Annotated in this window: 20 protein-coding genes; 12 read left to right on the top strand and 8 right to left on the bottom strand. The window is 52.8% G+C overall.

Annotated elements, in window-relative coordinates; all coding sequences use genetic code 11:
- Positions 1 to 96: 96 nt before the first annotated feature.
- The gene (gene nudC / locus CPH80_RS10020; protein WP_096277428.1) at positions 97 to 924 is read left to right on the top strand and encodes an NAD(+) diphosphatase; all 828 of its coding nucleotides are present in this window, start codon (positions 97 to 99) and stop codon (positions 922 to 924) included.
- Positions 925 to 932: 8 nt separating this feature from the next.
- Positions 933 to 1,754 carry a glutamate racemase gene (gene murI / locus CPH80_RS10015; RefSeq protein ID WP_227520433.1) on the top strand — a complete coding sequence of 274 codons (822 nt, stop codon included), beginning with the start codon at positions 933 to 935 and terminating at the stop codon, positions 1,752 to 1,754.
- Here murI and CPH80_RS10010 read toward each other — a convergent pair.
- From CPH80_RS10010 to CPH80_RS09995, 4 genes are all read right to left on the bottom strand, one after another.
- Positions 1,749 to 2,756 carry a DUF2156 domain-containing protein gene (locus CPH80_RS10010; RefSeq protein WP_096277424.1) on the bottom strand — a complete coding sequence of 336 codons (1,008 nt, stop codon included), beginning with the start codon at positions 2,754 to 2,756 and terminating at the stop codon, positions 1,749 to 1,751. The two genes, murI and CPH80_RS10010, sit on opposite strands and share 6 nt — an antisense overlap.
- Before the next feature lie 40 nt (positions 2,757 to 2,796).
- The gene (locus CPH80_RS10005; protein ID WP_096277422.1) at positions 2,797 to 3,450 is read right to left on the bottom strand and encodes a class I SAM-dependent methyltransferase; all 654 of its coding nucleotides are present in this window, start codon (positions 3,448 to 3,450) and stop codon (positions 2,797 to 2,799) included.
- Positions 3,451 to 3,699: 249 nt separating this feature from the next.
- On the bottom strand, positions 3,700 to 5,877 hold the full coding sequence (locus CPH80_RS10000) for a putative bifunctional diguanylate cyclase/phosphodiesterase (RefSeq protein ID WP_096277420.1): 2,178 nt from the start codon (positions 5,875 to 5,877) through the stop codon (positions 3,700 to 3,702).
- Positions 5,878 to 5,919: 42 nt separating this feature from the next.
- Positions 5,920 to 7,881, bottom strand: a complete 1,962-nt coding sequence (locus tag CPH80_RS09995; RefSeq protein WP_096277418.1) for an HDOD domain-containing protein — start codon at positions 7,879 to 7,881, stop codon at positions 5,920 to 5,922.
- Between the two features lie 208 nt (positions 7,882 to 8,089).
- On the opposite strand from CPH80_RS09995, the gene CPH80_RS09990 reads away from it, so the two are divergent.
- The 4 genes from CPH80_RS09990 (at position 8,090) to CPH80_RS09975 (ending at position 13,949) form a co-directional block, all read left to right on the top strand.
- A complete protein-coding gene (locus CPH80_RS09990; RefSeq protein WP_096277416.1) occupies positions 8,090 to 9,364 on the top strand; it encodes a MinD/ParA family protein in 1,275 nt (424 codons plus the stop codon).
- Positions 9,365 to 9,476: 112 nt separating this feature from the next.
- Positions 9,477 to 11,015, top strand: coding sequence for a fatty acyl-CoA reductase (locus CPH80_RS09985; protein ID WP_096277414.1), 1,539 nt, complete (start codon positions 9,477 to 9,479; stop codon positions 11,013 to 11,015).
- A 278-nt stretch (positions 11,016 to 11,293) separates the two neighbouring features.
- Entirely contained in the window at positions 11,294 to 13,243 is a 1,950-nt protein-coding gene (gene acs, locus CPH80_RS09980; RefSeq protein ID WP_096277412.1) for an acetate--CoA ligase, read from the top strand.
- A 40-nt stretch (positions 13,244 to 13,283) separates the two neighbouring features.
- A complete protein-coding gene (locus CPH80_RS09975; RefSeq protein ID WP_096277410.1) occupies positions 13,284 to 13,949 on the top strand; it encodes a LuxR C-terminal-related transcriptional regulator in 666 nt (221 codons plus the stop codon).
- Positions 13,950 to 14,162: 213 nt separating this feature from the next.
- Here CPH80_RS09975 and CPH80_RS09970 read toward each other — a convergent pair whose 3' ends face one another.
- Complete coding sequence (locus tag CPH80_RS09970) at positions 14,163 to 15,992, bottom strand: hypothetical protein (protein ID WP_096277408.1); 1,830 nt, start codon at positions 15,990 to 15,992, stop codon at positions 14,163 to 14,165.
- A gap of 111 nt (positions 15,993 to 16,103) precedes the next feature.
- Here CPH80_RS09970 and CPH80_RS09965 point away from each other — a divergent pair, with 111 nt between their 5' ends.
- Entirely contained in the window at positions 16,104 to 17,066 is a 963-nt protein-coding gene (locus tag CPH80_RS09965) for an IS1595 family transposase (RefSeq protein ID WP_096277406.1), read from the top strand.
- A 106-nt stretch (positions 17,067 to 17,172) separates the two neighbouring features.
- Here CPH80_RS09965 and CPH80_RS09960 read toward each other — a convergent pair whose 3' ends face one another.
- Positions 17,173 to 18,156: a D-2-hydroxyacid dehydrogenase gene (locus CPH80_RS09960; protein WP_096277405.1), complete on the bottom strand. Its 984-nt coding sequence runs from the start codon at positions 18,154 to 18,156 to the stop codon at positions 17,173 to 17,175.
- Between the two features lie 278 nt (positions 18,157 to 18,434).
- On the opposite strand from CPH80_RS09960, the gene CPH80_RS09955 reads away from it, so the two are divergent.
- The 3 genes from CPH80_RS09955 to CPH80_RS09945 all read left to right on the top strand — a co-directional run bounded on the left by CPH80_RS09955 (position 18,435) and on the right by CPH80_RS09945 (position 20,525).
- Positions 18,435 to 19,658, top strand: coding sequence for a pyridoxal phosphate-dependent aminotransferase (locus tag CPH80_RS09955; RefSeq protein WP_096277403.1), 1,224 nt, complete (start codon positions 18,435 to 18,437; stop codon positions 19,656 to 19,658).
- Between the two features lie 9 nt (positions 19,659 to 19,667).
- The gene (locus CPH80_RS09950) at positions 19,668 to 19,859 is read left to right on the top strand and encodes a CPXCG motif-containing cysteine-rich protein (RefSeq protein ID WP_096277401.1); all 192 of its coding nucleotides are present in this window, start codon (positions 19,668 to 19,670) and stop codon (positions 19,857 to 19,859) included.
- 93 nt (positions 19,860 to 19,952) lie between these two features.
- The gene (locus CPH80_RS09945) at positions 19,953 to 20,525 is read left to right on the top strand and encodes a DUF1439 domain-containing protein (protein WP_096277399.1); all 573 of its coding nucleotides are present in this window, start codon (positions 19,953 to 19,955) and stop codon (positions 20,523 to 20,525) included.
- 53 nt (positions 20,526 to 20,578) lie between these two features.
- Here CPH80_RS09945 and CPH80_RS09940 read toward each other — a convergent pair whose 3' ends face one another.
- Positions 20,579 to 21,748, bottom strand: a complete 1,170-nt coding sequence (locus tag CPH80_RS09940) for an isocitrate/isopropylmalate dehydrogenase family protein (RefSeq protein ID WP_096277397.1) — start codon at positions 21,746 to 21,748, stop codon at positions 20,579 to 20,581.
- A 184-nt stretch (positions 21,749 to 21,932) separates the two neighbouring features.
- Between CPH80_RS09940 and CPH80_RS09935 the strand changes: the two genes are divergently transcribed.
- Positions 21,933 to 22,289 carry a hypothetical protein gene (locus tag CPH80_RS09935; RefSeq protein WP_096277395.1) on the top strand — a complete coding sequence of 119 codons (357 nt, stop codon included), beginning with the start codon at positions 21,933 to 21,935 and terminating at the stop codon, positions 22,287 to 22,289.
- On the opposite strand, the gene CPH80_RS09930 is transcribed toward CPH80_RS09935, so the two are convergent.
- Positions 22,283 to 23,176 carry a LysR family transcriptional regulator gene (locus tag CPH80_RS09930; protein WP_096277393.1) on the bottom strand — a complete coding sequence of 298 codons (894 nt, stop codon included), beginning with the start codon at positions 23,174 to 23,176 and terminating at the stop codon, positions 22,283 to 22,285. The genes CPH80_RS09935 and CPH80_RS09930 overlap by 7 nt on opposite strands.
- A gap of 145 nt (positions 23,177 to 23,321) precedes the next feature.
- Between CPH80_RS09930 and CPH80_RS09925 the strand changes: the two genes are divergently transcribed.
- On the top strand, positions 23,322 to 24,533 hold the full coding sequence (locus CPH80_RS09925) for an acyl-CoA dehydrogenase family protein (protein WP_096277391.1): 1,212 nt from the start codon (positions 23,322 to 23,324) through the stop codon (positions 24,531 to 24,533).
- The last annotated feature ends 5 nt before the right edge of the window (positions 24,534 to 24,538 follow it).

The raw sequence follows: 24,538 nt of genomic DNA, 5'->3' as shown, positions 1-24,538 counted from the left end.
TGAGTAGGAGCCGGGAAGCCACGGCCGCATTCTTGATGGCCATCGCTCTATGTTACATTCCTGCTTGGCCCGTTTAACACTAAGGTGCGATGGCACATGGCGACATCAACGATTCATTGGAGCCCCGGCTGGACGACCAAGGCGCCCGAGCAGGGCGATCTTGTGCTGACATTGTCGGGATCCGGTGTTTTCAAACCGGATGATGGCTGGTTGCAGCCGCTGGAAAACATGCTTGGGGGCGCCGGAAGCGCCGGCTTTTTATCGCTGGGAAGTGCCAGTGGACGCCCAGTCTTCGTAACAGAAGTGCCAGAGTCGTTTGTAGCAGCCCACGAGGTTGTTCCGCTGCGGGATGCGCTGATGATGATCAGCGACGCACCGGCGGCTATGCTCAGTACCGGTTTTCAGGTGTGGCAGTGGTTTCAGGATCATAAGTACTGTGGCCGGTGCGGTGGCGGGACGGGATTTCACCCGCGGGATCGAGCAAAGTGGTGCAGTAGCTGCGATATTCCGTGGTACCCGCGGCTTGCCCCCTGTGTGATCGTGGTCATCCGCAAAGAGGGCCGTTACCTGCTGGCAAAATCATCCCACGCAAAACACCATTACTACAGCCTGATTGCGGGCTTCGTTGAGCCAGGTGAGAGCCTAGAGGCCGCAGTTGCCCGAGAGGTGAAAGAGGAAACCGGTCTTGATGTGACCAATATTCGCTATCAAGCTTCCCAGCCCTGGCCATTCCCGCACCAGTTGATGGCAGGGTTCTTCGCAGATTATGCCGGGGGTGAGCTGGTTCTTCAGGAAGATGAACTGGCGGATGCTGGCTGGTACTTGCCTGGCAACAGACCGCCAGTGCCCCCGGATACAACCATTTCCGGGCGCCTGATACGAGATATGGAAAGATTGATCGCCGGCGGAGGTATCGGGTCTTGAGCGAATGCGTGGCTCCCCGAATTCTGATTTTTGATTCTGGTGTGGGCGGCCTGAGCGTTGCTGCCCGTGTTCATGAAGCCATGCCCCACGTATCGATTGTGTACCTGGCTGATAATGCAGCGTTTCCGTATGGCGATCAGCCCGAATCTGTCGTGATTGAGCGCTGTTGCACCCTCATTGCCGTGGCGCTTGAGCAATATCCCTGCGATGCCATTGTTGTTGCCTGTAACACTGCCAGCACCATCGCTTTGCCGCACTTGCGCGCCATAACAGAGGTGCCTGTGGTTGGTGTGGTGCCGCCAGTGAAGCCGGCAGCGGCACAAACCCTGAACCGTCGCATAGGCCTTCTTGCCACTCCGGCAACCGTGCGGCGGCCCTATATAGATCAACTGATCGGGGAGTTTGCCGCTGATTGCCAGGTTGAACGTGTGGGCCACCCGGGGCTGGTACAGTGGGCGGAAGGCTTGGTTCGGGGCGTGCCCGTGCCGCAGGCCGAACTTGATCGGGCTGTTGTGGGGCTGCGTGATGCGGGGGTTGATACCGTGGTTCTTGGCTGCACCCACTATCCGCTTTTGCTGGATAACCTAAAGCGAAGCCTACCAGGCGTAAAGTCCTGGGTGGATTCGGGAGAAGCCATTGCCCGCCGTGTAGCTTGGCTTCTGGCGCAAGTGCAGCCATCTGTGGACGTGTTGGCCGAACACGACACGTCTTGCACGCCAGTGGTCACCGCTTTGTTCTCAGGCAACTCGCCGGTGGGTGTTGCAGGCTTTATGATGGGTTTGGGCCTGCAGCCGCGTGCGGTTATTGGGAATTGGCCCGGGAAATCATAGCACCTGGGTCAGTTTGAACATGACGAGAAATTCCCAAACCGGAATGCCCCGCTTGTGACAACAGTAGGTTTTAAAGTTATCGCCCCGGAACCGCGATTTTGTGAACTCCAACCCCTTGAAATTATAGATGGAGTTCCCTCTATTGTAGAGGCCGTGCAGAATCCGCTTCAGAAGTGGGCTTTCTTGATGTTCCGTTGTGGAATCAAGAGACAGCGGGATAAGACCCAGATCCAGATAAGGAACACCCTCAGCTTTGAACGCCTCCATGGCATGCGCCATTAAGGTGTAAAAAACGCCCTGTCGGAAATCTGCGTTGGCGCGGGAAATATTAGGCACGTAACTGATAATTTCGTTGTTGCGATATATTGGGTCAAAGTAGACAAACCCCACGGCCTTGCCATCTTGGTAAGCGTAGAAACGGCGCTCGTTCTCGCTATACTCCATCTCCATGGGGCGGATCAGAAAGCGGATCTCATTGCTTTTGCATTTTCGGGTACGAATCCAAGCCTCTGAGATTTCACGGGTGTGGTCGTCACTGTAGCGCTCCTGCACCGTTATCCCGCACTTTTCAGCCTGATTCAGCGCGGTGCGCAGAATTTGTTTTTTCTTGCCACTGAGAGACCACTTGCCCAAATCGATGCGAGATTCGCTACCACACTGTGTTCCATAAAGGCCAAAGCGCAGATGCATGAAGTCGACCACTGCCTTTGAGACCTGAATATAGGAAGCGTTGGGATAACGCTTGTGGAACTGCTCAAGAATCTCGCCGAAGTTTTCCGGGGCGCATACAGGATCGGACAGAACAAATGTGCAGCCCCACTTGCGCATATAGGCCACGTAGCCCAGGCCAGGTGCATCGAAGTACTGCATACCCTCCTGCAAAGTGGAGAAGGACTGAGAATGAGCACCAAACTGTTTCAGATAACTCACCCTCTCGGCGAAGGTAAAGGCAGTGCTTTCAAGTTCTTTGGTTTGCCCGAGTGCAAAAATCTGTTCCGACATAGTGATTCTCCCCGATTGTTTTTGTCTGGCAGGCGGCCGGTTACGCCTGCTTGCGGCCGAGAATTGACCAGTAGCAGTCCATGTTCAGCAGCTTGAAGTGTTTTTTCTCGGTAACTTCAAGGCCTAGGCGCTGCATGTGCTCTGGGTAGTTGTAGATTTTGTGGAAGGCATTGTTGGCAAATAGCCAGAATGTGAATACAGCCATGTACCAGTAAAGTTTTTTGAACATGCGTGAAAACACATTGCCGGTGGGATAGCAGAAGTCGCCCACAACAATGTTGGCATCGGCCTTGCCAAGATTAATAAGGTGTTCTAGAACCCGCACCATCATGGTTTCGTCGAACACATTGAGGAAGAAATTGGCGACGACCATATCGTACTGGCCTAATTCCTCTACTTTCATGATGTCGCTGTGAATACGGCGAACGGTCAGGTGCGGCGCTTCGCTTTCCTGGGCTTCTTCAAATTTCCGTAACATGGTTTCTGACAGGTCAACAACGGTAACGTCGGCGCCCAGTTCAGCTGCGCGTATGGCATCTCGACCATGGCCAACACCAGCAAAGAGGATGCGGTCTCCGGGCTTTACTGTCTCCACGTCTAACATGGCTGTTTTGCAGTGGTGGATGTTTTTGCCGCTGTAGAGGTTGCTGAGGAAATCGTATACGGGGCCGATGTAACGGTACTTGTCGCGCATGATGACTGCTGCCTGTTCTTGTTCGCTGGGATATTGCCACCGTTATTGTGTTGTTGCCCTGACGACGTGCGTCGAGCGCTTCGGTGGCCAATGTCTTATGAGTCCGAGCTTATTGAACAAGGTTGAGAAAGTATGTGCAGCAATACACATTTTCGGATACACAAGTTAACGCAAAGCAATACTTTGCAAACAGGGTCAAGGTTTTTGCTAGGAATGTAGGACAATTTTCAGCGGCGTGCTGTAACGTGATCAGCCCGACAGGGCCGTTCGAACGGTTGTGTGTGCCAGTAGTTTGCTGATATCTGTGGCAGGCTGTGCCGGGCCATAAATAAAGCCTTGTACTTGGTGGCACCCAAGGGTCCGTAAGTACTGAAGCTGGCTCTCAGTCTCCACGCCTTCGGCGACGATTTCCAGCTTCAGGCCGTGAGCCATGGCGACAATGGCGTTAACAATGCAGGCATCATCCACGCCACTGTGAATGGCTTTAACAAAAGACTGATCCACCTTCAGGGTGTGGATAGGAAGCCTGTGCAAATAGTTGAGTGATGAATAACCCGTGCCAAAGTCATCAATGGCGATACGGACGTCCATATCGGCCAGTTCCCGAAGTTTCTGGCTGATCTGATCTAGGTCATTCATGAGCACATTTTCAGTGATTTCGATTTCCAAATTGCCGGGAGGGAACCGATTGGCTTTAACCCGCTTCATCAGGGTTTCTACAAATTTGGGGTGCTCTACTTCAACAGGGGAAAGGTTGACGGCCAAACGCAAATCCCGGTGACCGGAACGGATCCATTTGCCGACATCCCGGCAGGCCTGATCCAGAACTTGCTCGCTAAGTTGGCTGATCAGTTGAGTTTCTTCTGCCAAGCCCAGGAAATCCCGGGGGTAAAGTAAGCCACGTTCGGGATGCTGCCAGCGTACCAAGGCTTCCAGCCCCATAATTCGGTTCGTGCTTGCGCAAACCTGGGGCTGATAGAACACCCGCAGCTCATTTCTTTTAAGTGCCAGCCGCAAATCCCGCTCCAAATTGAGGCGGTTCGTGCTGTCGATGCTCATGCTTTCGGAGAAAAATCGGTAGCTGTCTTTGCCTTTGGCTTTGACATGGTACATGGCGATATCGGCGTTCTGGATCAGCTGGTCCATGCTGCTGCCCGCCTCTGGGTAGATCGCGATACCAATGCTGACACCCACGAACACTTCATGTTCGCCCAACAGGAACGGCGCTTTGAGCGCTTTGATGAGCTTTCTGGCGATCTGGCTGGCATCTTCGTGGCCATGAATCGAGGGCAGCAACAAGGTGAACTCGTCACCACCAAAGCGTGACAATGTATCGCCCTTGCGCAGGCAACTTTCGAGACGCTGGGTTACGGCTTGCAGCAGACGGTCGCCCATGGCGTGACCAAGTGTGTCGTTAATAATCTTGAAGCGGTCGAGGTCTAGAAACATGACCGCCAGTTTTTGGCTCCCTCGGCCTGCATGAGTAATGGCCAGCTCCAATCGGTCTTTGAACAGCGCCCGGTTAGGAAGGCGTGTGAGCAGGTCATGGTAAGCCTGAAAATTGATAAACGCTTCGGCTTCCTTGCGTTCGGTAACGTCCCGGGCAGTTCCGTAGTAGCAAGCGTTCTGGCCACTGCCGCCGCCCTGGGTGTTGCCATTGTGCATCCATGTCTGGGGGTCGATGGGAAAGGCGGTCACTTCAAAATGCCGCGTGGCCCGTCGGCTGCCGCGGGTTTTAAGGCGGATCTCCAGGGTGCGGGGGTTGTCTGCGCTGATATCTGGTGCATTGAGCGCGTATATGCCCCTAGCAACATCACGGTCATCTAGAATGTGTCGGAAATGCTGACCACAGAGCTCAACCGGTTTGTAGCCCAGCATGCTTTCAATCTTGCTGTTGATAAAGCAGAAGCGGCCATCTGCATCAAGCATGAAAACGATGTCTGGCGAGCTGTTTACAATGTACCGGTGAAGGGCTTCGGATTTCTCAAGGCGCCCCTGTATGTTTTCATGGGCCTTAAGTAACGATTGCTTGTCGGCGACGCCTTTTACTGTAGCGACCAGATCTTCTGGGTCAAAGGGTTTGCGGATGTAGTCCAGAGCCCCACGTCGAAGCGCCCGGCTGACAGTTGTAAACGAACTTTCTCCACTGATTACGATAGTTCCGCAAGCAGGCTGCTGGTTTTCAAGATGAGTCATAACGGCGAAACCATCGACTTCTGGCATGCGCAAATCCAACAGTGCAAGGTCGAAGCGCTGGGTGTCTATTAATTCGCATGCACGCCTTCCGCCATGGGCTTCGGTGGCATCGTAACCGCAGCTGCGCAGTAGAGTAGCCAGTGTACTCGCCAGCCGTGGCTCGTCATCAACCACCAGAATGCGCGCTGCCAGCCTCTGAGATGAGTGTCTGTTGGTACGTTCAGATGCCATCGATTTGTATCCGTTTTACTGTGTCAGTCGGATGTGGTTTTTCTAGCTGGCCGCCGGTAGCAAAATTCGAAAAATGGTACCTTCCTGCCCCGTGTGGCAAGCAACAATGCCTTCCATGTCATCAACAAGCTGCTTCACAATACTCAGGCCCAAACCGCTGTGGCCTTCTCCTTTTGTGGTTTTTCCTGGCGTGAATAGGGTTTCTCGGACAGTTTCAGGTACGCCTGTGCCGGTATCGCTTACTTCCATTTCTACCCAGTTTCGGCCCCCTTGCCACACTGGGGCGGATGTTTTTATCGTAACGGTGCCACCCGTATCTGGCAGGCTTTCAGCGGCGTTTCGAGTCAGGTTAATCAGAATCTGACGGATAGCTGACGACCCAGCAGCGATAAATGTCGGAGGCCGACACGTTAGCACGTTGAATTGCAGGTTGCTGGCACTGAAAAGGCTGTCTTCAAGCAACCGGGCGAGGCTTTGTAATTCTGCATTGAGGCAGGACGTTTTGTCACTTGTATCACCGACGGTGTCATGGCTCATCTGCAGCAGCAGGTTGCCTGCGCGATCTAGTTCTTCCCGTACAACGTCCAGCTCTCCTCGAGAGTCAGGGTCATCAAGCCGGTTTCGCAGCTGATGGATATACTGCCGTATTATGGTTAGAGGATTACTGATCTCATGCACCTGCCTGCGCAGTTTTTCGATGGCAGTTTTCTGGTTTATTTCAGCCTGTTCAGTTTCGTTTTCGGGGGCCGTGTTTTTTTCCTGAAGAACGCTAGACAGCTGGCGGATAAACAAGCGTATAAGCTCTTTTATTGTGTCGGGCGTACGGCCATCGGTACCCAGCACAAACACGCCGGGACAACCGTCACTGGTGACTACCGGAACGGCGGTCAGTGAGTGAGTTCGCAGCAGCGATAATAGCTGGCGGTCGAGTACCGTTGGGGTGCGCCCGCTCAGGCTGGCAGGTATGTGTGAGTTGAAAGCCTCGGTAAGCATGCTACCGCCGGGTTCAGCGGTTACAGCCAGATGAGGATGTTGTCCGGAGGTACTAGAGAGCAGAACAAGATTGTCATTGTCATACCCAAACCACAGCGCAGGCAGGCCGGTAATCAGTGTCAAGCTGCTAACGGTTTCAGCGAGAATAGCGCCGCTCTTACCGGCAAGATCGGCAAAGCCGATTGCTTGCTGGGCGATAGCCTGCTGCAATACGGTTTGGAGCAGTTGTTGTGATGCTGGCTCGGCGTTGTAGCTGTTAATCAGCGGGATTCCTAGGGATCCTGCCATTGTTGATACGTCATCGCTGATTCGCCGATTGATCTCCCGGGTTAACTCTTCACTGAGCCCGAACATGGTGCCTGCAGCGGCAATGCCAGCCGAATCAGACAGTGCCAAGCGAGAAGCAAGGCTTATAACCTTTACCAAGTGTCCCGCGTCCCGCAATTCTGAGGGCAGTGCCTGCTGGTAGCGCATGGCATCGGCTGCCAGTGGGCCTAGCCCCCAGGATGTAACCAGCTCCGCTGCAATGTCTGACTGCCGGTTCATATACTGTTGCCTGGTTTCCAGATCCGGCGTGTTAATGGCAATCAGCTCTCCGATGTTATGGAGCATGCCAAGCATAAAGGCCTCGTCAGCTTCGGGATAACGGGTCAGGGTTGCCAGTGCGCGCGCCGTCATAGCGGTAGTTAGGGCGTGTCGCCAGAAGTCTCGTAACTGCTGCCAGGCGTCGCCACTCAGCTCAAAAAGGATCTGGCGCAGTGCGGCCGTGAGTATCAGCGTTTTGAATCGCCGGGTTCCAAGGCGCATTAAAGCCTGATCTATCGATCGAATTCCGGTTGTAGGGCCATAAAGAGACGAGTTGGCCAGTGCCAGAATGCGAACCACGAGCGCCGTATCGCATGCGACAATTTCGCTGATCGCGCGGTAGTTTTCATCCCTGTGGCAGGCTTCAAGAGCACGTAGGGTGACTTCCGGAAGGCTCGGGAGCTGAAGGTCCGGTAATGTATTCATAGATTTGCCTTCTGCGCTCTGAGCCTCAATTTATGAGGTTCCGTTCATTTTTTGTTATTAAAAGAGGTAAGCTTAGACAAAATCACGCGGATATTAAACACCGGTGGCTCTTTTTTGATCAACGTATTCACTGTAACGTGATGTGCGTACAATTTTTACAGGTTATAGCGTCGTTCGTTGTTATTGCAAGGATGTAAAGTCAGTTGCCATGAGTGCTAAGGAATCTCGCGTACATAAGGTGAGCTCACCCAGAACGATCGCCGTAACGGGTGGTAAAGGGGGTGTGGGGAAAACATCTATTGCACTTAACTTAGCGCTCACTTTGGCTCGCCACCAAAAGCGCGTTCTACTGCTAGACGGTGATACGGATCTTGCCAACGTCAGCATCATGCTGGGGCTTTATCCTGAGCGAACGCTGGCTAATGTGATTGCCGGTGAATGTCGTCTTGAGGACATCCTGCTGGAGGCGGATTACGGTCTGCATATCTTACCGGGTGCGTCTGGTGTTCAGGAATGCATGGACATGGAGCCTGAAGAAAGTTTTGGTATCCTACGGGCCCTCTCAATACTCGAAAGACGCTACGATTACGTCATAACAGATACCGCCGCAGGTCTTCAGCCTGCTGGTATGCACATGATTGCGGCGGCGGAGCTGGCGTGCGTTGTTGTGACTCCCGACCCTGCCTCACTGACAGACGCGTTTTCCCTGATTAAGGTACTGAAGCGCCGCGGGTACCGGAGAACACCCAGTGTGCTCATTAATATGGCGCAGGGTGCCAGCCAGGCCCGCTCAGTGTTTCAACGCCTCGATTCAGCCGCCCGACGTCACCTGCAATGTTCTCTGCACTACATGGGTGGTGTATGGCGCGATGAAACCCTGCGCCAGTCGGTGTTGAATCAGAAGCCAGTTGCACTGTTACCAGAGTCTGATCCGTCTTGCCGCCAGTTCCTTACTCTGGCGGACATGCTTGATGTGCGCCTATCGCAATTACCCCCTCGCAAAGCGGGTATAGCGGCCTACTGGCATTCAGTTTCGAAGCGGCAACCGGGCCGAACACATAAAACGGACGTTGCGCCCGCTGTGGCAAGCCCTCGCGAGCGGTGTCTTCAGGCTGTTGGTGAGCTGGAATCTGTGTTCGAGCAGACAACGGAAAGCGCACTGTTGCGGTACGATGTTTTTATCCGTTTGTTCGCACTGCTGGGCCGCACTCCAGACAACGATACCATCGAAATTATCCAGACAGGGCTTGGCGCAATTGCTTGGGAAAGTCTGAATCCGGAACTGCGCGAGCATTTGGCGGCTCATCTGAGGCACCTAGCCGACGAGATCTCGCTCCAAACTGTGCTCCCCGAGCCCTTTTACGATCGCATCAGATTTGGTGATCAGAAAAAGCTGATCAGAGCATTGAAAGAACAGCCTTCTGATGTCTCACTGAGCCAGTTGCTCCGCTCGCTGACGGGTATAGAAAACAACGACCGTTGAGAAGGCATTGTTTTGCTGGTATTGGTGATAACCTTGTAGTTTGTCACCGCACTGCCACCGGGATTGTGTAAGAATCGGGTACGGTAGGCATCAACGAAAAGGAGCTTTCACAATGGCAAAGCAAAAAGAGGGCGCTGAAGTGTCTTCGTCAAAAGTACTTGAGCAGCTGCGTGGCAAGCATGTTCTGATTACGGGCACTACGGGGTTCCTTGGCAAAGTCGTTCTGGAAAAACTGATTCGTGCGGTGCCGGATATCGGCGGTATACATCTGCTGATACGAGGCAATAAACGACACCCTGAGGCGCGTAGCCGTTTTCTCAATGAGATTGCTACCTCCTCAGTATTTGACCGCTTGCGCCAAGAAAATAGTGAGGCGCTCGAGGCTTTTCTGGAGGAGCGGCTGCACTGTGTTACGGGAGAGGTAACACAGCCTAATTTTGGTTTGCAGCCAGAGGCGGTTCGGGAACTGGCAAGCAGCATCGATGCGGTTATTAACTCCGCTGCCAGCGTCAATTTCCGCGAAGAGCTGGACAAGGCGTTGTCTATTAATACCTTGTGTCTACAGAATATTGCTGAACTGGCGCGCCACAATCCATCCCTTGCGGTAGTTCAGGTTTCGACCTGTTATGTAAACGGAATGAGTTCTGGTCAGATTACCGAATCGGTAGTCAAGCCCGCTGGTGAAGAGGTTCCCCGCAGCTCAGCCGGCTATTATGAGGTCGAAGAGCTAATCCGGCTTCTTAAAGACAGCATTGCAGACGTGCACTCGCGATACACAGGAAAAGTGTTGGAGAACAAGCTTGTGGATCTGGGTATCCGCGAAGCAAACCGCTACGGCTGGAGTGATACCTATACTTTCACCAAGTGGCTGGGTGAGCAAATACTGATGAAGGCGCTTGAAGGGCGAGCTCTAACAATAGTGCGCCCATCCATCATCGAGAGCGCTTTGGAAGAGCCGGCACCTGGCTGGATTGAAGGCGTGAAAGTAGCTGATGCGATCATTCTTGCCTACGCCAGAGAAAAAGTAACGATATTCCCCGGTAAACGCTCCGGCATTATTGATGTCATCCCCGTCGACCTTGTGGCAAACGCGCTTATTCTCGCGGTTGCTGAGGCAATGAGTGAGCCTCCACGGCCTCGGGTGTACCAGTGTTGCAGTGGCAGTTCCAACCCGGTGTCTGTGGGTGAGTTTATCGACCACCTGATGGCTGAAGCCAAAACGAATTACGCAGCCTATGAGCGGCTTTTCTATCGCCGGCCGGTCAAGCCCTTTATTGCGGTGAATCGGACGTTGTTTGATGCCTTGGTGGGCGGTGCTCGCATTCCATTCAGTCTGGCCCGACGTATGATGCAACTGCTGGGGCAAGATCGTGAGCTTAAGGTATTGCGCAACCTGGACACCACGCGTTCACTGGCGACCATTTTTGGTTTCTACACCGCGCCGGATTATATCTTCCGCAATGACGATCTGCTGGCTATGGCATCACGCATGGGGGAGGTGGACAAGGTTCTGTTTCCCGTAGATGCGTGTCTGATTGATTGGGCTGTGTATCTGCGCAAGATTCACCTAGCGGGTTTGAACCGCTACGCGCTTAAGGCGAAAAAAACGAGGGGCTCCGGGTCGTCCCGAGTTCGCAAGCAAGCGGCCTGATTACACCTGGCCCCGTTTAGCGGGGCTGGTTTACCTCTTGGGTAAACCGAACTATTCTTTTATTTGAAACTCACGCTCTCGGCAAATTACCGTTGATTTCTTGCAGGTTACTGAACTTTTAGCGTTAAAAGTTCAGTCGCGTTAGGACGTTAGTCTAATTCATTGTGTGGTGGCACACATGTTGAACTACTGCGATGTGTCCGCAGGGCGTGCATGCCCTACCGCTCTGATTTAACAAAATAGACAATGACAATAGACTCTGATCAAGGGGGAGCATAATGACTAATAAGCACCTTTATCCGGTAAGTTCGGATGTGGCCAAACGGGCCTTGTTGAACCGGGAACAGTATGACGAAATGTATCGTCAGTCGGTCGATGAACCAGATGCTTTCTGGGGCAAGCACGGTAAGCGCCTTGACTGGATCAAGCCTTACACCAAGGTTAAGAACACCACCTTCGACTACAACAACGTTTCTATCAAGTGGTATGAAGACGGGCAGCTGAATGCGTCTGCTAACTGCCTTGATCGTCACTTGGAAACTCGGGGTGACCAGACGGCCATCATTTTTGAAGGGGATGATCCCTCCGATTCACGTCACGTTTCCTACCGCGAACTGCATGAAGAAACCAGCAAGTTTGCCAACGTACTGAAAGATCTGGGCGTGAAGAAGGGTGATGTGGTCACCATCTACATGCCAATGATTGTCGAAACCGCGGTTGCCATGCTGGCGTGTACCCGTATTGGAGCGGTTCACTCTGTTGTGTTCGGCGGTTTCTCGCCAGAAGCGCTGGGCGCTCGGGTTGCCAATGCCAAGTCTCGCTTCGTCATTACCTCTGATGAGGGTCTTCGCGGCGGCCGTAAGGTGCCACTGAAAAAGAACGTGAATGCGGCACTTAAGAATGAAGCGGGCGCGAACGTAGAGAAGGTGATCGTTGTCAGCCGCACCGGGAATAAAGACGTGCCTTGGGTCGACGGTCGCGATGAGCGATACGAGGATCTGATGGCGACTGCTTCTGCAGATTGCCCACCAGAGCCAATGAGCGCAGAAGATCCCTTGTTCATGCTGTACACCTCGGGTTCAACCGGAGCCCCCAAAGGGGTTCTGCATACCACGGGCGGGTACATGGTTTATGTTTCCATGACCCATGAGTATGTATTTGATTATCACGACGGTGATGTCTACTGGTGTACGGCAGACTTTGGCTGGGTAACTGGCCACAGCTATATTTTGTATGGCCCGCTGTGTAACGGCGCAACCACTTTGTTGTTTGAGGGCGTGCCAAATTACCCCGACAGCTCCCGCATGGGCCAGATTGTCGACAAACATCAGGTGAACACCCTGTATACGGCGCCTACCGCTATTCGAGCGCTGATGGCCGAGGGCGAAGCCTGCATGAATGGTACAACCCGCAAAAGCCTGAAGTTGCTGGGCTCTGTGGGCGAGCCAATAAACCCAGAAGCCTGGGAGTGGTACCACCGTGTGATTGGTAACAGCGAATGCCCGATTGTGGATACTTGGTGGCAAACAGAAACCGGTGGCATCCTGATTTCACCTTTGCCTGGTGCGGTGGATCTGAAGCCCGGCTCCGCGACCGTGCCGTTCTTCGGCATTAAGCCTGGGCTGGTCGATAGCGAAGGTAGTCTGCTGGAAGGCAAGTCCGATGGTAACCTTGTTATTCTGGACAGCTGGCCTGGGCAGATGCGCACGATATACGGTGATCATGAGCGCTTTATTCAGACCTATTTTAGCGCTTACAAAGGCATGTACTTTACCGGTGACGGTGCCCGTCGTGACGAAGACGGTGATTACTGGATTACAGGGCGTGTTGATGACGTGCTTAACGTGTCTGGGCACCGCTTGGGTACGGCTGAGGTTGAAAGTGCACTAGTGGCTCACGATAAGGTGGCCGAGGCGGCTGTGGTAGGCTTTCCCCACGAAATCAAAGGCCAAGGCCTGTACGTATACGTAACCCTGATGCAGGGGATAGAGCCCTCTGATGAGCTGAAAAAAGAGCTGGTTCAGTGGGTTCGTAAGGAAATCGGCCCGATTGCCTCTCCGGATGTCATTCAGTGGGCTCCGGGCTTGCCGAAGACACGATCAGGTAAGATTATGCGTCGGATTCTGCGTAAGATTGCCGCTAACGAGCACGATCAGTTGGGCGATACGTCGACACTTGCAGATCCCAGTGTCGTGGAAGAACTCATCGACAGTCGTGAGTTCAAATAAGGTCTGAAAGCAGGCCGTAAACCTGTGAGGAATTGGTTTAATGACACAAACAATTATCGTCGCTGATGACCATCCGCTGTTTCGGGCCGCCCTGAAACAGGCGGTCAATCAAGCGGTGCCTGATGCGGACATCGTAGAAGTTGACAGCATCAAGGCACTTCAGGCGTCGGTAGCTTCGCACCCGGATGCAGACCTGGTTCTGCTCGATCTCAATATGCCGGGTGCCCATGGTTTTTCTGGGTTGGTGTTCATGCGTGGACAGTATCCTGGGTTGCCAGTGGTGGTTGTGTCAGGGTCTGAAGAGTTGCAGGTAATGCGGCGCTCGATTGACTACGGGGCGTCTGGCTTTATTCCAAAGTCGGCGCCACTGCCTACCATAACGGGGGCAATTCGTAGGATTCTTGAAGGCGATGTCTGGCTGCCGGAAGGTGTGGCAGACAAGCTTGAACGAATGCATTCAGATACCACCGACTTCTCCGAGAAGCTGGCATCACTCACACCACAGCAGTTCCGCGTGTTGGGTATGTTGGCGGAAGGGCTCCTGAACAAGCAGATTGCTTACGATCTGGATGTGTCCGAAGCCACCATCAAGGCGCACATCACCGCTGTGTTCCGCAAGCTTGGCGTTCGTAACCGAACCCAAGCGGTGATTGCGATACAGCAGATGGAGATTGACCCCACGAAGCAATCGTTGTCGGGGAGCTGATTTCCAGCTTTTCTGGGCTGAATAAAAAACGGGAACCCGCGGGCAAGCCATTTACCTTAAGTGTGGCTGAGCTTGGGCAAGCCAAGTAAGAAAAGCCAGTGACCAAAAATCACTGGCTTTTCTTCATTCAAAATTTCTGAACGCAGACGTTTTGGCATCCCTGCTTCCCAACGAAAAAAACCTGAGCTTTTGGCTTGAATTAGCCGGTCAACTCTATCCAGCATATCGATTGTAATAAATGATTTTCTCGACAGTGACTGGGGCTTTTGCAAGCCCCAGTTTCATGGCGGGTGTGTCCTTTTTCTTTGATCTTGTGCAGTAGTTGTAATGAATCCTGAATATGTCACCCACTATGGTGTACATCTCAGGGTTATATGCAGAGTATCCGTGCCAGATACGCCCCATCCCGGTGCCTGACTGGAATGGCCTTTCAAAGTACATAGACATCCTGCGGATATTCATAAAAAAGCGATCTACTGGAGCTAGGGTCACCATGCGGTAGAGGTTGGCCTGGTGCAGAATGTCGTACCTAGACACATTCGTCACCGCAGCCACCATTTTCTCCGGCTCTGCCTTGGACACCCATGGATGCTCAATCCAAAACTCAGGCGAGTTCGGAACCTTAATGGGTTTCTTTAAACGCTCCGCGATAATTCCGTTAGTTACATCCATTAGGATTTTGAAGGTCAGCTGTTTGACTGGGGTTCCTGACATTTTGGAAACCATGCGTTTGAAATTTGCTACCAGCTTTTCTTTCTCATCATTTGTTTTATTTTTCGAAGCCCTAACTAAGAACCCATCGGATCGGCCTTCTCCAATTTCCTCACGAAACGCAGAAATATAGGCCGTCTTCATCCCGCTATCCAGATCCAGAAAGAAGCGAGTTTTCCCTGTGCTCCTGAAAAACCGTTTCAGTAAAAAGAAGTGAGCCAGCATGGTGTATTCGTTATGAACCAAGGCACCGCGATTAGGAAGACTTTTTGTTTGATCGATGTTCTCCGACGAATCGGGAACATTAGAGCTTTTTTCGATCAGAGCTCTGATCTGAATTTCATCTCTAAGATTTCCGGCATATGGTAACTTCTCTCTAGGTAAGCGATTCTTTACAGCGTCATTGAACTCCTCGCTCAACCAGACTCTAGCGTGTTTTCGGTGGTGTTTTGGTCTTTCGTGATCACCACTATCAACTGAGTCCCGCTCTGCCAAACTGGAGTCCACAGAGCCATCGTAATTAAAGTTGAAAGCGAAAACGTAGCCTGAGTTCAAGCATGCCGTGGCAATTCCGTAGAGGTCGCAATTCCTTTTGTCACCTCGTTGAGTCCAGTTGGTCATCAGAACTTGACGGTCTGTTGAAAGATAAAATCGCTCAAAAACTCTGCTCTCAAGTCTTCTCTCTCGCTCAGAAACAAACGATAAACACTGGCGATGAATAAATCTGATTTTGTCGTAAACCGTTTTTTCTGAAATATCCAAAACATCAGCAATACGGTTGATCGGTTGTTTGTTGACCAGGAGCTTGAATAGTAACCTGTTTAAATGAGGCTTGGAGTGCTTGCGAGCCTTCGGTTTACCACAAAAACTCTTCCGACAGTGAAGGCAAATATACCTTTGGTTTCCGCTAGTCGTTTTGCCATTCTTTTTGACGGAAATAGGCTTTTTATCCATATTGCTTGAGCATTTTGAGTTTGGGCAGATAATTGATTTTGGATCTAGGTGGCTCGATATCCTACTAAGCTCTTCGTGGACAGCCTGATTACTCTTTAGAGCGGTTGATACAGCATTAACATCTTCACCCAGAGCTTTTTTCTTGGAGCAAATCTCACAAATCAGAGATGCCTTGGCTTTACCCCTTCCAGATAGACGATAGGATCCGCCGCCTCTCTGGAAGGCTTCAGGAATACCCCCTTCACATCCATCAATATTTTTGATCGGACTAAGCGTTAAAAAATTCTCACACGTCGGATTTCGACATCCATTGACTTGAATACCTTCGAACGGGAAGGGAATGCGGGGCGGTTTATTCTGGAAAGATTTCTTTCCCATAAAAAGAAGCGCCTATACTGTCTGTATATGGCTATGTTGGCATCACCTGTTGGTTTGCTCCGGTGACACTGTATATATTACTGTATATCCGGTTCCTCTTTGGAGCAAATTATGAAACAAGCCGACATCAACGCCATTGAAAAGACCTTGGCCCACCTCCCAGTTGATCTCAAACAACACCTTGCCAATCAGCTCCTTGGGCAAATTAATGCTCAGGCCCACACGCTGCTCGAAACCGCCAGCCTCCATCGTCTATGTCCTCACTGTGGCGATAAGCACCTTGTAAAATGGGGGCGCTCTGGTGGCTTGCAGCGGTATCAGTGCCAGAACCTGGGCTGTCACAAAACCTTCAATGCCGTTACGGGAACATCGCTGGCCAAGCTGCATCACCGTCATAAATGGTTTGATTACTTGCGATGCATGCGGGACAGCCTAACCCTGCGGGTTTCAGCAGCCCGAGTAGGCATTGATTTGAAGACGGCTTTCCGATGGCGTCACCGTTTTCTGAGCACCAGCGCAAAAGCCAACGCTAATGCCCTTTCCGGCATTATCGAAGTGGATGAAACGTTCTTTGCTGAGTCTTGCAAGGGCAAGCGCAACCTCACTCATCGCAGCCCCAGAAAACGTGGCGGAGAAAGTAATAAGAAGAAAAAAGCGGATAAAATTCCGGTGGTTATTGCGCGAGACCGCAACGGTCATGTCAGCGACCTGGTGGATCCGGCGCTGAACAAATCAACGATCCATGCTTTTCTGGCACCGATTATCAATCGTGATTCTATTTTATGTTCAGACGGCCACAGCTGGTATAAAACCTTCTCCAGCGACCATGGCATTGCCCACCATCGACTGATCGCACTCGATAATCAACGAGTGATCGGCAGGGAATACCACATTCAAAACGTCAACAGTTATATAAGCCGATTGAAGGGCTGGATCGCCCGCTTTCATGGTGTGGGGACAGCGTATTTGCCGAACTATCTGGCATGGCGACGGCTGTTCGAAAATGCGCCGGCTTCAGAGGAGGCGTGGCTTCGTGCTGCGATAAGTACAAACCAACAGCAGATGCCAACATAGCCCTGTATATACAGTAGTATAGGCGCTTCTAGCGGTTTTGTCAGTAACCTCAGCCACACTTAAGGTAAATGGCTTGACCCGCGGGTTCCCGTTTTTTTATGCCCGACTACTTGCTCCCAGCGTAACCCAACTCTTTGTTGACCAGATTAAACAGCTCTTCGCCGTTGTGCCATCGGTCAAAATTCTCAAGAAACTGATCAGTAAGCGCGCGCTTCCAGCCGACAAAGTCACCGGCCATGTGTGCCGTCATGGTGACGTTTTCCATGTCCCACAAAGGGTGATCTTCCGGTAACGGCTCCTCCTCGAACACATCAAGCCCAGCGCCTGCAATCTCACCGCTCTTCAGTGCAGCAATTAGATCGTTGGTTTTAACAATCGGCCCACGCCCAATGTTGATCAGGCGCGCCGTGTTTTTCATGGCTTTAAATGCCTTCTCGTCAAACAGGCCTTCTGTTTGTGGCGTCAGTGGTGCGGCGATCACCACGTAATCGGCATGGCCCAGCTGCTCATAAAGATCATCGTTGCCATGTACCGCAACAAAATCAGGATCTTCCTTGCGAGCTGTTCGGGCAATACCGTGAGGCTTCAAGCCGGCAGCCCCAACCAAACGGCCAATCTGGCGACCGATCGAGCCTGCGCCAACCACCAGTACCTGCTTACCCTCTGCGCGTTCCGTATCCCTGTGCTTCCACTGATGCTTCATTTGCAAACGGATAGAGCCCGGGAAATCTTTCGCAAACATCAAAATGGTGCACAGCACGTATTCGGCGATGGTTCGGTCGAATATGCCCCTGGCGTTCGTCACTACAACATTGCCGTTTGTAAGAGCAGGGAACATTAGCGCGTCCACCCCTGCACTGGTTGCGTGTATCCATTTTAGTTTGTCCGCGCAGCCCCAGGCAGCCTCCAATGCTTCGGTACGGAAATCCGTTACCATCATCACATCGGTACCCGGCAGAGTACTGCGAAGGGTCGCCTCGTCACTTGCAAAGCGCACTTCGGCGTGGGCCCGGAGTGAGTCTATTCCCGGTGGCTCCTGCTCGCCGGGTGCGGTGAGAACCGTTACAACAGGCTTATCGTGCTGAGACATTGAACCTCCGCCGGGTTAGCTGGCTAGTTATCGTGAGTGGTTTGTGTAAGGCCCTACATACCCGCTGCAAGGCCCCCGTGACAGTCTGGTAGGCAGATGCCATTGGGTCAACCTCAGCCGGATTCAGTTGCGACTTATCCCCGGTCGGCGCCTATTAAAACGGCATAAATGGCGCGCCGGAAAGAGTATTTCAGGCGGTCCCTTGTATGCGCTGATTTTACTGACTAACCTGCATTGGTAGTTGTGTTTTGCCCCAGTTCCCGTTGTAGGAGGTTGTTATGGCAGACGCCAACAGAGATACCGGCCAGGATAAACCGAAGAAGGTGAAGTACCGGAAAACCAAGGCCAGTTGGAACCCTGCCATGCAGGCAGTTCCGGTGCCGGGTATTCGGCGTATGGTGAATATGGCAGCCACCATGAAAGATGTTATCCATCTTTCTATCGGCCAGCCGGATCTGCCAACGCCTAAGCATATTATTGACGCTTACATTGAAGCTCTTAAGGCAGGGCAAACCGGTTACACCATGGACGCCGGGCTGCCTGAGCTGCTGGTAGCGCTGAGGGACTACTACGGCAAACGGTACAACCGCAAGCTCACCAGAGATAACATCCTGGTTACCAGCGGTGCTACGGAGGCCATGTACCTTGCCATCTCAGCGACGGCCGCACCGGGCCGACAGTTTATTGTGACAGATCCATCTTTCCTGTTGTATGCGCCTTTAATTCGCATGAATGGGGGGGAGGTCAAATTTGTGCCGACCAAAGCAGAAAACGATCACCAGCTTGATCCCGATGAGGTGATCCGAGCCATGGGGCCACGCACCTTTGCCCTGATACTCAATAACCCGAATAATCCGACCGGAGCGGTTTATCCTCGCAGTACTGTGGAAACCATTTTGGAAGAATGCGCGTACCGGGGCATACAGGTTTATGCCGACGAGGTGTATGACCACCTGATTTTTGATGACGATGATTTCGCCAGTGTGCTGAACTGTTCCATGGACCTCGACAACATCATGTGCATCAGTAGTTTTTCGAAAACATACAGCATGGCGGGGCTACGTATAGGCTGGGTAATTGCCAGTCAGGCGGCGATCAAATCTCTGCGGCGCTACCACATGTTCACCACCTCGGTGGCTAATACGCCTTCTCAGTTTGCGGGGGTAGCGGCACTAACGGGTGATCAACAGTGCGTGAGGGACATGCTGGCTATCTATAAGGAACGCCGAGATAAAGTGGTGGAGCTGATCGATCAGACTCCTTACATGACCGGGTACAAGCCGGGCGGGGCCTTTTTTGCGTTCCCGGATCTGCCGCGCCACGTTGACGGGTCAGATTTGGCGCTGCGCCTGCTCAAAGAAACTGGGGTGTGTTTGGTACCGGGGGATGCGTTTGGTGAAGGCTGTACCAACGCTGTTCGCATCAGTTTCTCAACCACCTGTGAGAACCTTGACGCAGCCTTCGACCGCATCATCCCGTGGATGGCTAAACAACAATTCTAAGGAGCGCCTATGTCGGCTCTGGATTATGTACTTATCCAGTGCCCTTACTGCTGGGAGACGCTGGATGTCAGCGTCGACCCTTCAGTAGCGGAACAGGAATATGTTGAAGATTGCCAAGTATGTTGCCAGCCCATTTTATTGCGGGTTGTTTTCGACGATAATCTCACCCCTAACGTAGAAGCCCGGGCCGAAAACGAGTAAGCGGCCCGGGTTCTGACCAATTATTAACCTGCTAGTCTTGTTCCGCTTTCCGCGCTGCCGCAGGATAGGCGTTCAATCCATGGAGAGTAAACGATGAATAAACTACACCTTAGTAGCCGTTGGGCCTTGGTGTTGTTGGCCCTTGCCTTGTCTAGTGGTTGTGCCAGCCTTTCCCCTTATGCAATCTCGGAAGGAGAGCTTGAGCGCCACCTGCAGGACGCTGTGAGTGCCTATGATCGCAATCAGTTGAAGAGCGGGTCACCGCTCAGCTTGAGCCTTGATGACGCCAACGTTACCTTGGGCCCGGATGGCCGTGATGTTGCGGTGATTGATCTGAAAGGTCAGGTGGCGCTCAACGTACTGATGGCTAAGCTGCCAGTTGATATTGCTTTGAAAATTGAAGGCGCGCCTGTTTACGACAGCAAGGAAAAAGCGATCTTTATCCGCCGGGTAAAACTGTTAGAAAGCAGTGTTGATACAGGCTTTTTCAAGGGTGACCTTGGGCCGGTTACAGACAACGTGATGCGGGTGGTGGCCCAGATGCTGGAAACCATGCCGGTTTATCGACTGGATGAAACCAATATGGCCCAGCGGATGTTTGGCATGTTACCTACAGATGTGCGTGTAGCGCCTGGCCGTCTCGAGTTTGTGATGGCTGATAAATAGAGCGTGTGAATAAAGCAGAGCCAGAAAACATGTTCTGGCTCTGCGGCTCCTTATTATCGGGCCGATAGCCGTTGGCAGATTGCTTCGCCTATCTCCTGTGTTCCCCGCCGCGCGCCGGCATTTTCCGCCAGATCTGCTGCCACAACGTCAAACAGTTCCTTACCAGCTGCTGCCATAACAGGGTCTTTTCGGCCTAGCCACTCCAACATGCGGGCTGCGGTAAACAGCATGGCTGTTGGGTCAGCCAGGCCTTTACCGGCGATGTCCGGAGCACTCCCGTGAGTAGGCTCGAACATGGAGGGCATATCTGGATCTGTGGGGTTCAGGTTGCAGGAAGGCGCAACACCCATACCGCCAGACAGCACGGCTGCCAGATCCGTTAGAATATCCCCTTGTAAGTTGCTGGCAACCACCACATCGAAGGCCCACGGGCTTTGTACGAACTTCATACAGGCTGCATCTACGAGCTCGTGGTGGGTAGCTACGTCTGGAAACTCTTTGCTGATTTCTTCAAAGGCTTCCGTGTACATGTCGCCCCAGTAGCGCAGAGCGTTGCGTTTCGTGATTAGGCACACCTGGCTTTCGCAACTGCGACCATCCCGACTGCCATCAAGGGTGTGGAAGTTTCTGGTGCGGTTTTCTTTGGTGCGATCTGCAGCCCGGGTGCGAGCCTGTTCAAAGCCGTAGCGAATAATGCGATTGGTCGCCTTGCGCGTAAACACCTCCATTTGGGTCGCAACCTCATCCTCAGTTCCTTTGCGTAGGCGGCCGCCCTGGCTTACGTACTCTCCTTCGGAGTTTTCTCGGATCACTAGCATGTCTATGTCTTTGGCGCGCTCATCGGCAAGATACTGCCGGGCACCGGGTAACAGTCGAGCGGGGCGTTCGCACACCCACTGATCAAAGCCTTTACGCATATCCAGCAAGGGTGCCAGTGAGACACTGTCGGTTAAAAGATAACGGTTCGGATCGTCCACGGGGCCTGGGTCGCCCAGTGCGCCGAGTAATATGGCGTCGTATACTTTGAGTTGGGCTAGTGCATCAGCTGGCATGGACTCGCCATGTTCTTGGTGCCAGGCGTGGGACGGCCAAGGGAAGTGGGTCCACTCAAGCGCTAGGCTGTGCTTGGCGCGCAGGGCTTCCAAACAGCGTAAGGCTTCGCCCACGACTTCGGGGCCAATGCCGTCACCCGGAGTTACTGCGATACGGGTAGGTTGGGGCATTATGGAGACTCCTTTTTAGATTGACTCGTATAGATAACAAACCCAGTTTAGTCACCGGAACACGGTATGCCACCGCTGAGGGAAATAAAGCTGTTTTACCCGCCGGCGGACCAAGGCTATAGTGTGTTCCGCAACAGGCGCATTCGCGTTTGTTATCTGCTTTACCGACGACAGGACGGCAACTTTGCTTTACCGACTTCTTACCATTATTGGCGGCCTGGTGTTTGTCGCCGCCTTGTTTGCGCTGGTTTGGTTCTTTTGCAAGAAATTCCTTGAGCACTATGGCGTTACCGACCGGCTGACAGACCGTACCACCGAACTTGCGACCTGGACGTTTGCTGGTATCAGCGTTGGCCTGGTGTTTGCAGTGGTGGGTGCGTTTTTGCTTGGCCCTTGGGCGTTTTACCGCACCCTGCGCGGCCATGAGCTCGCCATTTCTGATGGTGCAGCGATCTGGTGGGGGTTTGGTGTTGTGGTGACCTCACTGGGCATTACGGCTGCCGGGTTTTTCGGGTTTCTTATGGCCGTTGGTGCCTACTGAATGGCTTTGAGCTGCTCCCGAAACCAGAGCAGTGCCGGTTCCTGATCATAAGCTTTGTGCCAGTACAGATGCGCATCGAGTGAGGGCAGGTCTGCAGGTGGATTCATAATGGTAATATTTGCCCGCTCCGAAATAATTCTGGCGTAGGTTTCTGGCATGGTCAGCAATAGATCGGTGGCTTCCACCACCCGACAGGCCGCGTAGTAATGCTGGCAGCGTAAGCGGATGCTGCGCTGAACCCCCAATCTCGATAGCTCAAAATCTTCAATTCCTGGCCCTTCTGTACGCGACGAAACCAGCACGTGGCGCGCTGCAAGGTACCCTTTCATATCCAGTGTCTGTGACGCCAGCGGGTGCCCGTCCCGGGCCAGAACCACAAGCTTGTCCCGCCTTAGAAGTTCGTGGGACGTTTGGTTGCTGACCGGCAGCAGAACATCAACAGAGAAGTCCAACTTGCCGGCGGCGAGTTGTGTTTCCATTTCCCTCCGTGGAACGCGTTTGCTGGCAATCTCTAGCTCCGGATAAGGGTCCAGCCGCTGCATGAGCTGGGGCAGAAAGGTTGATTCCAGAACGTCGCGCAGGCCCAGCGAATAGGTTTTACGCTGATTGGCAGGATCAAATGCATGAAACTGATTAACCGCGCCCTGGATTTGGGTAAGCCCTGGTTTCATGGACTCAAGAAAGCGGCGGGCCAGCGGTGTTGGTACCATCTGATTGCCTTGGCGCGTGAACAGTGGGTCGTCAAAATGGTCTCGCAGGCGCGACAGGGAATGGCTGACCGCTGGCTGGGTCAGGTGCAATGCCTTTGCTGCGCGGGTAAGGCTGCCTTCCCGGTAGATGGTGTCAAAAACATGCAGGAGATTGAGATCTAAGCGTGCCCCGGCCATAGTCAGTGTGTCTCTGTGAATAAGCAACGTTAATAGTAAACGATAAGAATAATTCAGTCGCGTAATAGTTTGGGCAACTTTAGACTGATTTTAATGTGCTTATATTCACTGCACCAGCCTGTGCAATCTCTGTGAGGAATCGGCAATGGATTTCAGTATCTCCGAAAAAGGTCAGGATTATCTTAAGCGTGTTAAAGCGTTCATGGCGGAAGAGATTTTCCCGATTGAAGCTCAATACAATAAAGAGCTGGCATCGCTTGAGAACCGCTGGGTTGTCTTACCGATCATCAAAGAGTTGAAAGAAAAGGCCAAAGCCCAAGGGCTCTGGAATATGTTTTTTCCGGATGAGAAGCATGGTTGTGGTTTACTCAACTCTGACTACGCTTTGATTGCAGAGGAAACCGGGCGCAGTTTTATTGCCCCCGAAATCTTCAACTGCAATGCGCCGGACACCGGCAATATGGAAGTACTGATTCACTATGGTTCAGAGGAACAGAAAGCCGAATGGCTGCCCGGTCTTCTTAGTGGTGCGGTCCGGTCTGCGTTCTGCATGACGGAACCCGCGGTAGCGTCTTCCGATGCCACCACCATGGAAGCTACCGCTGTGGTTGAAGGCGATGAGGTGGTGCTGAATGGTCGCAAATGGTGGAGCACTGGCGTGGGTCACCCAGACTGCAAGGTCACCATTTTTATGGCGCTTTCTGATCCAGACGCGGATAAGCATCGTCGCCATTCGATGGTTCTGGTTCCGATGGATGCGTCGGGTGTAACGATTGAACGAATGCTTCCGGTGTTTGGTGAATACGATGAGCCTTACGGACACGGCCAGGTTCTGTTCGATAATGTGCGCCTGCCCAAGAGTGCTTTTATTGCTGGGCCAGGCCGTGGCTTTGAGATTGCACAGGGGCGCTTAGGGCCAGGCCGTGTGCACCACTGCATGCGTGCCATCGGGGCAGCGGAGCGCACGCTGGAGCTGCTAATTAAGCGGGCCACAAGCCGCGAGGCGTTTGGCCGCCCATTGGCGAAGCTTGGCGGTAATCCAGATATCATTGCCAATGCCCGTATGTCGATTGAGCAGGCGCGCTTGCTGACGCTTAAATGTGCATGGGCGCTGGATACCAAGGGTGTTGCGGGGGCCATCCAGGAAGTGGCCATGATTAAGGCAATTATTCCTGTAATGCTGCAGACCATTGTGGACCAGGCTATTCAGATTCATGGCGGTGCGGGTGTGAGTGATGATGATTTCCCGCTGACTCAGTTGTTTGCCTATGCTCGCGTTCTGCGGCTGGCAGATGGGCCGGATGAGGTGCATAGAGCTACAGTGGCTCGCCTCGAATTGCGCAAATACAAAAAGTGATGGAA

Origin of the sequence: Marinobacter sp. LV10R510-11A, assembly GCF_900215155.1 — a bacterium.
In the GTDB taxonomy this organism is placed as follows: domain Bacteria; phylum Pseudomonadota; class Gammaproteobacteria; order Pseudomonadales; family Oleiphilaceae; genus Marinobacter.
Note: the sequence above shows the minus strand (reverse complement) of the source record. Positions and strands in the feature narration are given on the sequence as shown.

Excerpts from the sequence above, each read along its gene's own strand:
- nudC (WP_096277428.1), top strand. The coding sequence starts at position 97 with ATGGCGACATCAACGATTCATTGGAGCCCCGGCTGGACGACCAAGGCG.
- CPH80_RS10010 (WP_096277424.1), bottom strand. The coding sequence starts at position 2,756 with ATGTCGGAACAGATTTTTGCACTCGGGCAAACCAAAGAACTTGAAAGC.
- CPH80_RS10005 (WP_096277422.1), bottom strand. The coding sequence starts at position 3,450 with ATGCGCGACAAGTACCGTTACATCGGCCCCGTATACGATTTCCTCAGC.
- CPH80_RS10000 (WP_096277420.1), bottom strand. The coding sequence starts at position 5,877 with ATGGCATCTGAACGTACCAACAGACACTCATCTCAGAGGCTGGCAGCG.
- CPH80_RS09995 (WP_096277418.1), bottom strand. The coding sequence starts at position 7,881 with ATGAATACATTACCGGACCTTCAGCTCCCGAGCCTTCCGGAAGTCACC.
- CPH80_RS09990 (WP_096277416.1), top strand. The coding sequence starts at position 8,090 with ATGAGTGCTAAGGAATCTCGCGTACATAAGGTGAGCTCACCCAGAACG.
- CPH80_RS09985 (WP_096277414.1), top strand. The coding sequence starts at position 9,477 with ATGGCAAAGCAAAAAGAGGGCGCTGAAGTGTCTTCGTCAAAAGTACTT.
- acs (WP_096277412.1), top strand. The coding sequence starts at position 11,294 with ATGACTAATAAGCACCTTTATCCGGTAAGTTCGGATGTGGCCAAACGG.
- CPH80_RS09975 (WP_096277410.1), top strand. The coding sequence starts at position 13,284 with ATGACACAAACAATTATCGTCGCTGATGACCATCCGCTGTTTCGGGCC.
- CPH80_RS09970 (WP_096277408.1), bottom strand. The coding sequence starts at position 15,992 with ATGGGAAAGAAATCTTTCCAGAATAAACCGCCCCGCATTCCCTTCCCG.
- CPH80_RS09965 (WP_096277406.1), top strand. The coding sequence starts at position 16,104 with ATGAAACAAGCCGACATCAACGCCATTGAAAAGACCTTGGCCCACCTC.
- CPH80_RS09960 (WP_096277405.1), bottom strand. The coding sequence starts at position 18,156 with ATGTCTCAGCACGATAAGCCTGTTGTAACGGTTCTCACCGCACCCGGC.
- CPH80_RS09955 (WP_096277403.1), top strand. The coding sequence starts at position 18,435 with ATGGCAGACGCCAACAGAGATACCGGCCAGGATAAACCGAAGAAGGTG.
- CPH80_RS09950 (WP_096277401.1), top strand. The coding sequence starts at position 19,668 with ATGTCGGCTCTGGATTATGTACTTATCCAGTGCCCTTACTGCTGGGAG.
- CPH80_RS09945 (WP_096277399.1), top strand. The coding sequence starts at position 19,953 with ATGAATAAACTACACCTTAGTAGCCGTTGGGCCTTGGTGTTGTTGGCC.
- CPH80_RS09940 (WP_096277397.1), bottom strand. The coding sequence starts at position 21,748 with ATGCCCCAACCTACCCGTATCGCAGTAACTCCGGGTGACGGCATTGGC.
- CPH80_RS09930 (WP_096277393.1), bottom strand. The coding sequence starts at position 23,176 with ATGGCCGGGGCACGCTTAGATCTCAATCTCCTGCATGTTTTTGACACC.
- CPH80_RS09925 (WP_096277391.1), top strand. The coding sequence starts at position 23,322 with ATGGATTTCAGTATCTCCGAAAAAGGTCAGGATTATCTTAAGCGTGTT.